We start from the raw sequence: 11274 nt of genomic DNA, 5'->3' as shown, positions 1-11274 counted from the left end.
AGTGGAGCCCGGGATCCATAACCGGTGACGGCGCAGAACAAGGCGAGGCAGCCGTCGCGGGTTCTCGATGACGGTCGCGGCTATGGATCCCCGCCTGCGCGGGGATGACAGTGTCGAGTTTCGTGAGCCCCACCCTGGCTGACGATCCCAGATCGGCTGACGCCGTCTGGAATGACGATCGGGAACTTCATCGAGCACAGCACTATTCCAATCTGACATCACCCGGCCGAACCCTATATCCATCCCATGGCGCTGCGTTCCACCGATATCCTCACCCAGACCCCGCAAGGGCTCTACTGCCCCCTCGGCGACTTCCACATCGACCCGGTCCGCCCCGTGAAGCGGGCGCTGATCACCCATGGCCACTCGGACCATGCCCGCTCCGGCCACCGCTCCGTCATGGCGACGCGGGAGACCCTGCGGATCATGGGCGTGCGCTACGGCGAGGACTTTGCCGGTTCGACCCAGGAAGCCGCCTTGGGCGAGAGCATCCGCCTCGGCGACGTGACCGTGCGCTTTACGCCGGCCGGCCATGTGCTGGGCTCAGCGCAGATCGCCATCGAGGCCGGCGGCACCCGTGTCGTGGTGTCGGGCGACTACAAGCGCGCCGAGGACCCGACCTGCCTGCCCTACGAGGTCGTGCCCTGCGACGTCTTCATCACCGAGGCGACGTTCGGCCTGCCGGTGTTCCGCCACCCCGACACGCGGGCCGAGGTGCGCAAGCTCATCGATTCCGTCGCCCTGTTTCCCGAACGCGCCCATATCGTCGGCGCCTATGCGCTCGGCAAGGCGCAGCGTGTCATGGCGCTCCTGCGCGAGGAAGGCTATGACCGGCCGATCCATCTCCATGGCGCCATGGAGCGCCTGACCGAGCTCTACAAGTCGGAAGGCATTCCGCTCGGCGAGACGCCGAAGGTTGTGGCCGCCGAGCGCTCGAAGCTCGCCGGCGCCATCGTGATCTGCCCGCCCTCCTCGATCCAGGACCTCTGGTCCCGGCGCTTTCCGGATCCGGTCACATGCTTTGCCTCGGGCTGGATGCGGGTCAGGGCGCGGGCCCGTCAGAAGGGCGTCGAGCTGCCCCTCGTGATCTCCGACCATTCCGACTGGGACGACCTCTGCCGCACGATCAAAGAAACCGGCGCCGGCGAGGTCTGGGTCACGCACGGGCAGGAGGACGCGCTCGTCCATTGGTGCACCACCCACGGCATCAAGGCGCGGCCCCTCCACATGCTGGGCTATGGCGACGAAGGTGAGGCGGAGGAGGCACACGCAGCCAAGGAAGACGCGGGAGGCGCCACATGAACCGCTTCGCCGCCCTCCTCGACCGCCTCGGCTACGAACCGCGCCGCAACGCCAAGCTGCGGCTGCTCGTGGATTATTTCCGCCATACCCCGGACCCGGACCGCGGCTATGCGCTCGCCGCCATGACCGGGGCGCTGATGTTCAAGGAGGCCAAGCCCGGCCTGATCCGCGGCCTCGTCGAGGAACGGACGGATCCGGAGCTGTTCCGGATGTCCTATCACTATGTCGGCGATCTGGCCGAGACCGTGGCGCTCATCTGGCCCGCTCCGGGGCATGAGAGCGTGGCGTCTCCCTCCCCCTTGCGGGGAGGGGCAGGGGTGGGGGTTGGAAAGCCGGAACAGTCGGGAGCCGATGTCTCCACCGGCGGCTCTGCAATCACTTCAAAGGGCGCCCTCTCACCCGGTCATTCCACCCCCACCTCCAACTCCTCCCCGCAAGGGGGAGGAGAGATCGGCCCCGGCCACAACAACCCGCCGCCGCACGTGCCGACGCTGACTGAGGTCATCGAGACGCTCGCGACCACGAGCAAAAGCGACCTGCCGGCCCGTGTTGCTGAATGGATGAATGCTCTCGACGAGACGGGACGCTGGGCGCTGATCAAGCTGATCACCCGGGAGCTGCGGGTCGGCGTCTCGGCGCGGCTCGCCAAGACCGCGGTCGCCCAGCTCGGAGGGATCGAGCCGGACGAGGTCGAGCTGGTCTGGCACGGACTGGAGGCGCCTTACGAGGATCTTTTCGCCTGGGTCGAAGGAAAGGGCGAGAGGCCCGAATCCGGCAACCCCGCACCCTTTCGTCCGTCCATGCTCTCGCATCCGCTGGAGGACGAGGATTTCGGGAAGCTCGAGGCTTCCGAGTTTCTGGCCGAGTGGAAATGGGACGGCATCCGCCTGCAGGCGGCCTCCGGCCATGGCAGCGACGGGCGCCCGGTGCGGCGCATCTATTCCCGCACCGGCGAGGACGTTTCCCGCGCCTTCCCCGACCTCGTGGAAGCGCTCGATTTCGAGGGCGCCATCGACGGCGAATTGCTGATCGTGCGCGAGGGCCGGGTTCAGACCTTCAACGTGCTGCAGCAGCGCCTGAACCGGAAGGCCGTGACCCCGAAGCTGATCGCCGAGTTTCCCGCTCACTTAAGGGTCTACGACATCCTGTTCGAGGGCGAGGAGGACCTGCGCCCCCTGCCCTTCGCCGAACGGCGCAAGCGCCTGGAAGCCCTGGTCGCCAAGCTCGACGATCCGCGCATCGACCTCTCGCCCATGGTGCCCTTCTCCTCCTGGGAGGACTTGGCGGCCGCCCGCTCCGATCCCGCCTCGGTCGGGGCTGGGCTCGACGCGGACGCCATCGAGGGCTGCATGATCAAGCGGGCGAGCAGCCCCTATCTGCCAGGGCGTCCCAAGGGCTATTGGTACAAGTGGAAGCGCGATCCCTACCTCGTGGACGCGGTGATGATGTACGGTCAGCGCGGCCATGGAAAACGCTCGTCCTTCTATTCCGACTACACCTTCGGCGTCTGGCGCGAGGGCCTAAGCGGCGAGGAGCTGGTGCCGGTGGGGAAGGCCTATCACGGCTTTACCGACGAGGAGCTGGTGAAGCTCGACCGCTATGTTCGCAACCACACGGTCAAGCGCTTCGGCCCGGTGCGGGAGGTGGAATACGGCAAGGATAAGGGGCTCGTGCTGGAGGTGGCGTTCGAGGGCCTTCAGCGCTCGACCCGGCATAAATCCGGCGTCGCCATGCGCTTTCCCCGCATCAACCGGATCCGCTGGGACAAGCCCGCAGCGGAAGCCGACCGGATCGAGACCCTCGAAAAGATTCTCGAACGCGGCGAACAGGAGGTTCATCCGCTGAAGGCTGGGCGAGCAAAAAGGAAGGAGGCCTGACGATGCTCGATGTGGAAACCCTCTCCGAGGCTAGCGTGACGCAGCAGGTGAACGGCCGGCTCGTGGTGGAGACCGAAGGTCCCGGCTTCATCGAGATCACGGAGGCCCTGTCGCGCTGGGTGTTCGGGACGGGGGTCCTGAACGGACTCCTGACGATCTTCTGCCGCCACACCTCGGCCTCGCTGCTCATCCAGGAGAACGCCGATCCGGAGGTGCGCCAGGACCTGCTGACCGCGCTCGACCGTCTGGCGCCCCGCGAGGCAGGCTATGTCCACTCCACGGAAGGCCCGGACGACATGCCCGCCCATATCAGGACCATGCTGTCCGGCGTCTCCTTGAGCATTCCCGTGGTGGACGGCCAGATGGTCCTAGGCACTTGGCAGGGGGTCTATCTGGCCGAGCATCGGGATCGGCCGCACACCCGCGACCTGATCGTGCATCTGATCGGGGCGTAATCCACATGATTGGATGGGACGGCTCCGTAGTTTCCCTTAGCGCATCGTGCGGAAAAGTGGGCCCGGTTTTCCGCTAAGACGATGCGCAGCCTAAGAAAATGAGCATCGGATTAATCCCAAAAGTGGTGCCCACTTTTGGGTCCGATGCTTTAGAATAGTCAAGAACAGCGTTTGCCGCCTTGCCATTCCCTCAAGGATGCGGCTAAGGCACAAGGCAAGCGTCTCGTGGGAGTAGGCACACGTGCAAAGTCAATCCACCACGATCATCATTGCCGATGACCATCCGCTGTTTCGTGGCGCCTTGAGGCAGGCCGTTTCCTCCATGATGCCGCAGGCCCGCGTGATGGAAGCAAGCGGCATGGATGACCTGAATGCCCTCCTCTCCCAGGAACGCGATGTCGACCTGATCCTGCTTGACCTGACCATGCCCGGCGTCCAGGGCTTTTCCGGCCTGATGTCGCTCAGGGCTCAGTATCCCGAGCTTCCGGTGGTGATCGTGTCCGCAACGGAAGAGCCGACCGTGATCCGCCGGGCCATGGATTTCGGCGCCTCCGGCTTCATCCCGAAATCCATCGACATCGACAGCATCGGCGGCGCCATCCAGGCAGTGCTCGCCGGCGACACCTGGACCCCGCCGGACGTGGACCTCTCCGCAGCCGAAGACGCGGAGACCGCCGATCTCGTGCGCCGGCTGGGCACCCTCACCCCTCAGCAGGTGCGCGTGCTGACCATGCTCTCCGAGGGCCTGCTCAACAAGCAGATCGCCTACGAGCTCGGGGTCTCGGAAGCGACCGTGAAAGCCCACGTGTCGGCGATCCTCGACAAGCTCGGGGTGGACAGCCGCACGCAAGCCGTCATCGCCGCCTCGAAGATCGGCGTGACCCAGCGCCCCTCCCCGGCCGGCGCCGATTAAAGCTCCTCGATAAAGGCATCGATCCGCGACAGCGCCTGCTCAGCGAGCGCGCTGCCAAAGCGGATGAACACGTGTGACCCGCCCGGCCAGACCGCAAGATCCGCCTTGTTGCCGGCGGCCACCCAGCGGGAGGCCATGAAGAGCGTGTCGTCGAGCAGCAGATCCCGGGTTCCCACGGAGAAGAGCGCAGGCGGCAGGCCGTTCAGATCGGCGTAAAGCGGCGAAACGGCCGGATCCCGCCGGTCGAGGTTCGGACCGCAGAAATTGTCGGCGAAAATCATGACCCCGGGCGTGTTCAGGATGAGCGGCTCGTCGCCCCAATTGGCGGCGCTCGGGGTCAGCCTGACGTCGTAGCAGCCGGCGAAGAGGTTTGCTCCCCTGAAGGGATTGAGGCCATACCTGTCACGCAGGCGCAGCAGGGTCAGGGCCGAGAGATGGGCGCCGGCTGACTCACCGCCGATGAACAGGCGCGAGGTGCCGAAGCGGCCTTCCGCCTCACGGATCAGCCAGAGGGCGGCCGCCTCGCAATCGTCAGGACCGGCCGGAAACGGATGCTCGGGGGCAAGCCTGTATTCCACCGACACCACCGCAAGGCCGCACCTGTCGGCCAGGCGGTCGAGCCAGGGATCCTGCTCGTCGGCGGTGCCGATGGTCCAGCCGCCGCCATGAATGTGGAGATAGGCTCCGCGAGGGTTTTCCGGGACGATGATCCGCAAGGGGAGCGGCCCGCCCGGCCCGTCGATGGCGATAGTCTCAGCCTTGCGGCTCAGGGGCATGAGCGGAAACGGACCGATTCCCTTGCGGCGGTTCTCCCTGATCAGGGCGGGAGGCGCCTCCCAGTAGCGTCCGAGCTTCGAGAGCTTGGCCACAATCTCGGCATTCTGGGCGCGGATCTCCTCGCTGATGGCGGAGGGATCGAAGAGGGTGGAGTCGATCATGCGAAACTCAGGTTGGGTTGCGTTCATCGCCGGCCCCTGCGATGAAGCACACGCGAGACCTGAGGTCCATTACGCTTTCTTCCAGTGACGCTTTCCGACGAGATGAGCAGCATGTCCAACCTGAACCGTTTTCTCGGCGGCTCCCCCGGCTCCGTGCTGGTGAAGCTGATCTTCCTGTCGCTCCTCGTCGGCGCCTTCCTGGCCTTTTATGACATCACACCCTTCACGTTGATCGAAAGGTTGTTCAGCTGGATCAGTTCGGTCCTGGATCTCAGCCTTGAGACGGTATTACAAGTGGGTCGATGGGTCCTTTACGGAGCCGTCATCGTCATTCCTCTCTGGCTCATTTCCCGCCTTTTCAGCCGGCGCTGAGGCATCTCAAGGATCATCATGGACGGCTCAACCGTAGCTCAGCGGCTAGACATCTCCCATTGGCGCATCCTGGCACTCGCCCTGCCGATGACCCTGTCGCATGTGACGACGCCCCTGCTGGGGCTCGTCGACGCGACGGTGATCGGGCGGCTTGGTGAGGCCCATCTCCTCGGTGCCGTGGCCCTGGGTGCGGTGATCTTCGACTTCGTGTTCTGGAGCTTCGGGTCGCTCCGCATGGCGACAGCCGGCCTGACGGCGCAAGCGACAGGCGCCGGCAACCGGCATGAGGTCGACCTGACTCTCGCCCGTGCGTTTCTGGTGGCAGCGGCCACGGGCCTCCTGTTGATCCTGCTGCAATGGCCGATTGCGGCTGTCTCGTTTTCCATGGCGGGCGCGAGCGAGGCGGTGACGGAGGCGCTCTCGACCTACTTCTTCATCCGCATCTGGGCCGCTCCCTTCACCCTGGCGAATTACGTGATCCTCGGCTCCACCTTGGGACGCGGGCGCACGGATCTCGGCCTGCTGCTGCAGGTGGCGATCAACGTGGCCAATATCGTGCTGACCATGGGCTTGGTTCTTTACTTCGGCCTCGGCACCGCGGGTGCGGCCATCGGCACGGCGCTGGCCGAAGTGCTGGGCGCAGGCCTGGGCATCGTGGTCCTGCGTCGTCTCGGCTCGAATCCGTTTGCCGTCACATGGGCGGAGGTTCTGAACCGGGCAGCCATGATGCAGAATCTCGCCATGAACCGGGACATCATGATCCGCAACGTGGCCCTGATCCTCGCCTTCGCGATCTTCAGCGCATTGGGGGCACGATCCGGCGATGTGACGCTCGCCGCGAATGCGGTGCTCTACAACATGTTCCTGATCGGCGGCTATTTCCTGGATGGCTTCGCCACCGCCGCCGAGACCCTGTGCGGCCAGAGCATCGGCGCTCGCGACGAGCGCGGCTTCCGCCGCGCCATTCACTTGAGCCTGGGATGGAGCCTCGGGTTCGGACTGGCAGTCTCAGGCCTCTTCCTGATCGGCGGCGGGCCGTTCATCGATTTTGTGTCGACCAATCCGGAGGTGAGGGCTTACGCGCGGGATTATCTCGTCTTCGCAGCCCTGACGCCCCTCGTCGGCGCCGCGGCCTTCGCCTTCGACGGCATCTATACCGGCGCGACCTGGACCCGGTCCATGCGCGACCTGATGGTGCTCTCCTTTGCCATCTATGCAGGCATTCTCATGACCGTCGGCAGCCTCGGCAACACGGCGCTGTGGATGGCGCTGCTCGCCTTCCTGAGCGCGAGAGGGATCGGGCAGTTCATTCTCTATCCGAGACTGGCGCGGAAGACCTTCGCCAGCCTTGCATAGGAACAGAGCCTAGAACTCTCCTCGTGCAATCGCCGACGCGTCACGACCGAGCGCCAGCGTCAGCGACGTCTTCTCAGCTTCGAGCGTCTGCAGCAGCCCGCTCTTGATGTCTCCGATGAGCCCTGGCCCCTTGTAGACCATGGCCGAGTAAAGCTGCACGAGACTGGCCCCTGCACGGATCTTCGCCCAAGCCGATTCTGCGGAATCGACGCCGCCGACACCGATGAGCGGGAGCCTGCGCTCCACACGCAGGAAGGCCTCGGCGAGAAGCTTGGTGGAGGGGACGAACAAAGGCTTGCCCGAGAGGCCGCCCGTCTCGGAAGCCAGCGCCTTCTCCTTCAGGCTGTCGGACCGGGCGATGGTGGTGTTGGAAACGGTCAGTCCATCGATGCCGCGCTTGAGGGCCGTGGCGATGATGGCGTCGAGGGTATCGAGCGAAATGTCGGGCGCGATCTTCAGGAGAATGGTGGTCTTGGCGCGGTTCTGATCCGCCTTGTCGCGCGCTTCGATGCTGCGGGCGAGAAGATCGTCGAGGAAGGCTTCGCCCTGCAGATCCCGCAAGCCCGGCGTGTTGGGCGATGACACGTTGATCGTCAGGAAATCGGCAAGCCCGCACAGGTGCTGGATGCAGTGGACATAATCGGCGATGCGATCAGCGGAATCCTTGTTCGCCCCGATATTGATGCCGACGATCCCGGGCCGTCCGCGACGCTGCACAAGGCGTCGGCATGCGGCGTCGAGGCCGTCGCTGTTGAGGCCGAAACGGTTGATGACCGCTTCGTCACGCGTGAGCCGGAAGACGCGCGGACGGGGATTGCCTGCCTGCGGCTTTGGCACGACCCCGCCGAGTTCGACGAATCCGAAGCCGAGACCGAGAAGCTGATCCGGCACTTCGCATTGCTTGTCGAAACCGGGTGCGAGCCCGACGGGATTGGGGAATGTTTTGCCGAACACGTCGACGCTGAGACGTGGATCGTCCGTGGGCAATGGCATCACCGGCAACAGGGACAGCCCCCTGATCGTCAGCTGGTGTGCCGTCTCGGCATCGAGCGCATGCAGCGCCGGCCTTGCGAGGGAAAAGAGCGCGCCAATCATGCTTCAAGATCCGGAAAGATGTGTTGGCCATCATCGCCGAGGGGCAGTGGTTTCACCCATCGGACAGCGGACAAAGGCAAGGGAGCATAGAGGTGCGGGAAGAGATCGCCACCGCGCGAAGGCTCGTCGCGCAGTGCCTCGCCGAGTGAGTCGGCATCGATGGCGATCAGCAGGAGATCGGTTTGGCCGGCAAAGTGTTTGGCAGCCGTCTCGCGAACCTGCTCGGCGGTTGAAAAGTGGAGGTACCCATCTTGTATGTCGATCGGTGCTCCAACGAAGAAACCGGCCTTTTCGGCCTCGCGCCAAAGCAATTGAGGGCATATTTTGTAGATAATGCGCATGAAAAACCGATTAATCCTGCGTCGCTTCAGGAGCAACCCTGATTAGACATATTGTCTCAAGAGGCATGAGCCCGTTGCCTGTGCCTTAGAACAATCTTAATTCCTATTCATAGGTTCGCTTTCAGTAATTCGCTCCTACGCGAAGGTTTTTACGATGTTGTCCCACGAACGCGTTTGGGCTGCTATCGATGCGTTAGCATCACGTCATGGCATGACTGCATCGGGCCTCGCGCGCAAGGCCGGTCTCGATGCCACCAGCTTCAACAAGTCGAAACGCGTCAGCCCGGAGGGCCGGGAGCGATGGCCCTCGACGGAGTCGATCTCGAAGATCCTGAAGGCCACCGGTGCGACGCTCGAGGATTTCCTGCGCCTCGTCGAGCCTTCGGGCTCCCTGCGCCGCTCGATGATTCCGCTGATCGGCATGGAGGAAGCGGCCTCGGGGAAGATCCTCAACGAGGACGGCACGCCGACGGAAGGCCCCGGCTGGGATGAACTCGAGTTTCCGGACTTCGGTCAGGAAAGGGTTTTCGCCCTCGAGGTGACGGGCGATTCCCTTGTCCCGCTCTACCGGGATGGAGACGTTCTCATCGTCTCGCCGACAGCCAGCACCCGCAAGGGGGATCGGGTTGTGGTCTGCACCACGAACGGGCAGATCCTGGCCAAGGAGCTCAAGCGGCGCTCGGCCAAGACCCTGGAGATGACCTCCCTCGCCAGGGATCAGGAAGACCATGTGATCCCCGCTGAGGAGATCGCATGGACGGCCCGGATCATGTGGGCGCGGCAGTAAGGATCAGGCGGCGCGCCCGGACTGGCGTTCCTTCAGGAACGCTTCGTGCTCGCGCACGAGATCGCCATTGAGCGCCTTTCGGATCAGGGCCCGCGTCTCCTTCACGCCATAGAGGGCCACGAACGATCCGAAGCGCGGACCGCGCGGCTCGCCGAGCAGCACCTGATAGATCGTGTTGAACCACTCGATGGAAACGCCCGGGCGCTCGGGCGTGGCGCCCTTGGCCTTGAGATCCTGATAGCGCGGCTCGGCGCGGCCGACATTGTAGATCTCTTCCTGGATCGCCTCCGCTGTCGCAGGCCGCTCGCCGGATTCGAACGAGCCGAGAATCTCTTCGAGCCGGCGCAGCGAAGCGGCCTCGACCTCATCCGCGAGACGGTAGGTCTTCTGCGGCTTCACGAAATCCTCGAAGTAGCGCACTGCGCGCTTCACGAGGCTGTCGAGGCGGGAATGGGTCTCGGGCGAAACACCCGGCGCATAGCGGCGGATGAAGCCCCAGAGCACCGACGGATCCTCGGAATTCGCCACCGCCACGAGGTTGAGCAGCATGGAGAAGGAGATCGTCGTGCCCGGCTGGTTGGCTCCACCGGAAGACACCAGTTCAGGCGCCGGCGGATGCCCCGCATGCAGGTGCCAGACCGGGTTCATCAGGCGTGCCTTCGCATCCTGCGCCGGATACTTCTCCAGGAAGGTCAGGTAATCGTCCACCTGCCGCGGGATCACGTCGAAATAGAGCTTCTTCGCTTCGCGCGGCTTGCTGAACATGAACAGCCGGAGGCTGTCCGGCGTGCCGTAGGTGAGCCACTCGTCGATGGTGAGGCCGTTGCCCTTCGACTTCGAGATCTTCTGGCCCTTGTCGTCCAGGAAGAGCTCGTAGTTGAACCCGTCCGGCGGCAGGCCGCCGAGCGCCTTGGCGATCTCGCCCGAGAGCTTCACGCTGTCGATGAGGTCCTTGCCGGCCATCTCGTAATCGACCCCGAGCGCCACCCAGCGCATGGCCCAGTCGGGCTTCCATTGCAGCTTGGCGTGACCGCCGGTGACCGGCGTCTCGAAGCGCTCGCCGGTGTCCGGATCACGCCACACGATGGTGCCGGCATCGACCTTTCGCTCGTCGATGGGCACCTGCATCACGATCCCGGTCTTCGGGTGAAGCGGCAGGAAGGGCGAATAGGATTGCTGGCGCTCCTCGCGCAGGGAGGGCAGCATGATCGCCATCACCGCATCGTAGCGCTCGAGGACGGTGAGCAGCGTCTTGTCGAAACGACCGGCCTTGTAGCACTCGGTCGCCGACATGAATTCGTAGTCGAAGCCGAAGGCGTCGAGAAATTCGCGCAGGCGCGCATTGTTGTGATGTGCGAAGCTCTCATGGGTGCCGAACGGGTCCGGCACCTGCGTGAGAGGCTTGCCGAGGGAGGCAGCCACCAGCTCCTTGTTCGGGATGTTGTCCGGCACCTTGCGCAGGCCGTCCATGTCGTCCGAGAAGGCGACGAGACGGGTCGGGATGGCGTCGCCCGTCAGCACCCGGAAGGCATGGCGCACCATGCTGGTGCGGGCCACCTCGCCGAAGGTGCCGATATGCGGCAGGCCCGAGGGGCCGTAGCCCGTCTCGAAGAGAGCCTCCGTCTTGCCCGTCCGTTTGAGCCGCTCGACGAGCTTGCGCGCCTCCTCGAAAGGCCAGGCGGTGGCGGTCTGGGCGGCTTCAATCAGGGAAGGATCGAGAGAGAGGGGTCGGGACATGGGCCTAGTGCTTAAAGGAAATGCTTCCAGAAGCGCGGCACACTAGGGATCAGTCCAGGCAGGGTCAATGCGATAAACCCGTCAGCGCTGAGGCCTTTGCG

At 64.5% G+C, this 11274-nt stretch carries 11 protein-coding genes; 7 read left to right on the top strand and 4 right to left on the bottom strand.

Going from position 1 to position 11274, the window contains the following annotated elements; genetic code table 11:
• Nucleotides 1–246 precede the first annotated feature (246 nt).
• From ILT44_RS25340 to ILT44_RS25325, 4 genes are all read left to right on the top strand, one after another.
• Nucleotides 247–1302: a ligase-associated DNA damage response exonuclease gene (locus ILT44_RS25340; RefSeq protein WP_204242389.1), complete on the top strand. Its 1056-nt coding sequence runs from the start codon at nt 247–249 to the stop codon at nt 1300–1302.
• Nucleotides 1299–3179, top strand: coding sequence for a cisplatin damage response ATP-dependent DNA ligase (locus ILT44_RS25335; RefSeq protein ID WP_204242388.1), 1881 nt, complete (start codon nt 1299–1301; stop codon nt 3177–3179). The genes ILT44_RS25340 and ILT44_RS25335 overlap by 4 nt, the downstream gene beginning before the upstream one ends.
• Before the next feature lie 2 nt (nt 3180–3181).
• The gene (locus tag ILT44_RS25330) at nt 3182–3634 is read left to right on the top strand and encodes a secondary thiamine-phosphate synthase enzyme YjbQ (RefSeq protein ID WP_204242387.1); all 453 of its coding nucleotides are present in this window, start codon (nt 3182–3184) and stop codon (nt 3632–3634) included.
• 241 nt (nt 3635–3875) lie between these two features.
• On the top strand, nt 3876–4547 hold the full coding sequence (locus ILT44_RS25325) for a response regulator (protein ID WP_307826661.1): 672 nt from the start codon (nt 3876–3878) through the stop codon (nt 4545–4547).
• Here the strand turns inward: ILT44_RS25325 and ILT44_RS25320 are convergent.
• Nucleotides 4544–5485: an alpha/beta hydrolase gene (locus ILT44_RS25320; RefSeq protein ID WP_239468529.1), complete on the bottom strand. Its 942-nt coding sequence runs from the start codon at nt 5483–5485 to the stop codon at nt 4544–4546. The genes ILT44_RS25325 and ILT44_RS25320 overlap by 4 nt on opposite strands.
• 111 nt (nt 5486–5596) lie before the next feature.
• Between ILT44_RS25320 and ILT44_RS25315 the strand changes: the two genes are divergently transcribed.
• Together ILT44_RS25315 and ILT44_RS25310 are read left to right on the top strand one after the other, a co-directional pair.
• On the top strand, nt 5597–5857 hold the full coding sequence (locus tag ILT44_RS25315; protein ID WP_204242385.1) for a DUF6460 domain-containing protein: 261 nt from the start codon (nt 5597–5599) through the stop codon (nt 5855–5857).
• Nucleotides 5858–5875: 18 nt separating this feature from the next.
• Nucleotides 5876–7213: an MATE family efflux transporter gene (locus tag ILT44_RS25310; protein WP_204242384.1), complete on the top strand. Its 1338-nt coding sequence runs from the start codon at nt 5876–5878 to the stop codon at nt 7211–7213.
• A 9-nt stretch (nt 7214–7222) separates the two neighbouring features.
• On the opposite strand, the gene ILT44_RS25305 is transcribed toward ILT44_RS25310, so the two are convergent.
• Nucleotides 7223–8308, bottom strand: a complete 1086-nt coding sequence (locus tag ILT44_RS25305) for a quinone-dependent dihydroorotate dehydrogenase (protein ID WP_204242383.1) — start codon at nt 8306–8308, stop codon at nt 7223–7225.
• Nucleotides 8305–8649, bottom strand: a complete 345-nt coding sequence (locus ILT44_RS25300; RefSeq protein ID WP_204242382.1) for a DUF952 domain-containing protein — start codon at nt 8647–8649, stop codon at nt 8305–8307. Before ILT44_RS25300 ends, ILT44_RS25305 begins: the two co-directional genes overlap by 4 nt.
• Before the next feature lie 154 nt (nt 8650–8803).
• Between ILT44_RS25300 and ILT44_RS25295 the strand changes: the two genes are divergently transcribed.
• The gene (locus ILT44_RS25295; protein ID WP_239468527.1) at nt 8804–9436 is read left to right on the top strand and encodes a S24 family peptidase; all 633 of its coding nucleotides are present in this window, start codon (nt 8804–8806) and stop codon (nt 9434–9436) included.
• A 3-nt stretch (nt 9437–9439) separates the two neighbouring features.
• Here ILT44_RS25295 and ILT44_RS25290 read toward each other — a convergent pair whose 3' ends face one another.
• Nucleotides 9440–11173, bottom strand: coding sequence for a lysine--tRNA ligase (locus tag ILT44_RS25290; RefSeq protein WP_204242380.1), 1734 nt, complete (start codon nt 11171–11173; stop codon nt 9440–9442).
• Nucleotides 11174–11274 lie beyond the last annotated feature (101 nt).

Origin of the sequence: Microvirga arvi, assembly GCF_016892765.1 — a bacterium.
GTDB lineage: Bacteria > Pseudomonadota > Alphaproteobacteria > Rhizobiales > Beijerinckiaceae > Microvirga > Microvirga arvi.
This window is presented reverse-complemented; position numbering and strand designations above follow the sequence as displayed.

What these genes read in the sequence shown, in the direction of transcription:
- ILT44_RS25305 (WP_204242383.1), bottom strand. Translation starts at nt 8,308, where the DNA reads ATGATTGGCGCGCTCTTTTCCCTCGCAAGGCCGGCGCTGCATGCGCTC.
- ILT44_RS25340 (WP_204242389.1), top strand. Translation starts at nt 247, where the DNA reads ATGGCGCTGCGTTCCACCGATATCCTCACCCAGACCCCGCAAGGGCTC.
- ILT44_RS25290 (WP_204242380.1), bottom strand. Translation starts at nt 11,173, where the DNA reads ATGTCCCGACCCCTCTCTCTCGATCCTTCCCTGATTGAAGCCGCCCAG.
- ILT44_RS25330 (WP_204242387.1), top strand. Translation starts at nt 3,182, where the DNA reads ATGCTCGATGTGGAAACCCTCTCCGAGGCTAGCGTGACGCAGCAGGTG.
- ILT44_RS25315 (WP_204242385.1), top strand. Translation starts at nt 5,597, where the DNA reads ATGTCCAACCTGAACCGTTTTCTCGGCGGCTCCCCCGGCTCCGTGCTG.
- ILT44_RS25295 (WP_239468527.1), top strand. Translation starts at nt 8,804, where the DNA reads ATGTTGTCCCACGAACGCGTTTGGGCTGCTATCGATGCGTTAGCATCA.
- ILT44_RS25310 (WP_204242384.1), top strand. Translation starts at nt 5,876, where the DNA reads ATGGACGGCTCAACCGTAGCTCAGCGGCTAGACATCTCCCATTGGCGC.
- ILT44_RS25320 (WP_239468529.1), bottom strand. Translation starts at nt 5,485, where the DNA reads ATGATCGACTCCACCCTCTTCGATCCCTCCGCCATCAGCGAGGAGATC.
- ILT44_RS25300 (WP_204242382.1), bottom strand. Translation starts at nt 8,649, where the DNA reads ATGCGCATTATCTACAAAATATGCCCTCAATTGCTTTGGCGCGAGGCC.
- ILT44_RS25335 (WP_204242388.1), top strand. Translation starts at nt 1,299, where the DNA reads ATGAACCGCTTCGCCGCCCTCCTCGACCGCCTCGGCTACGAACCGCGC.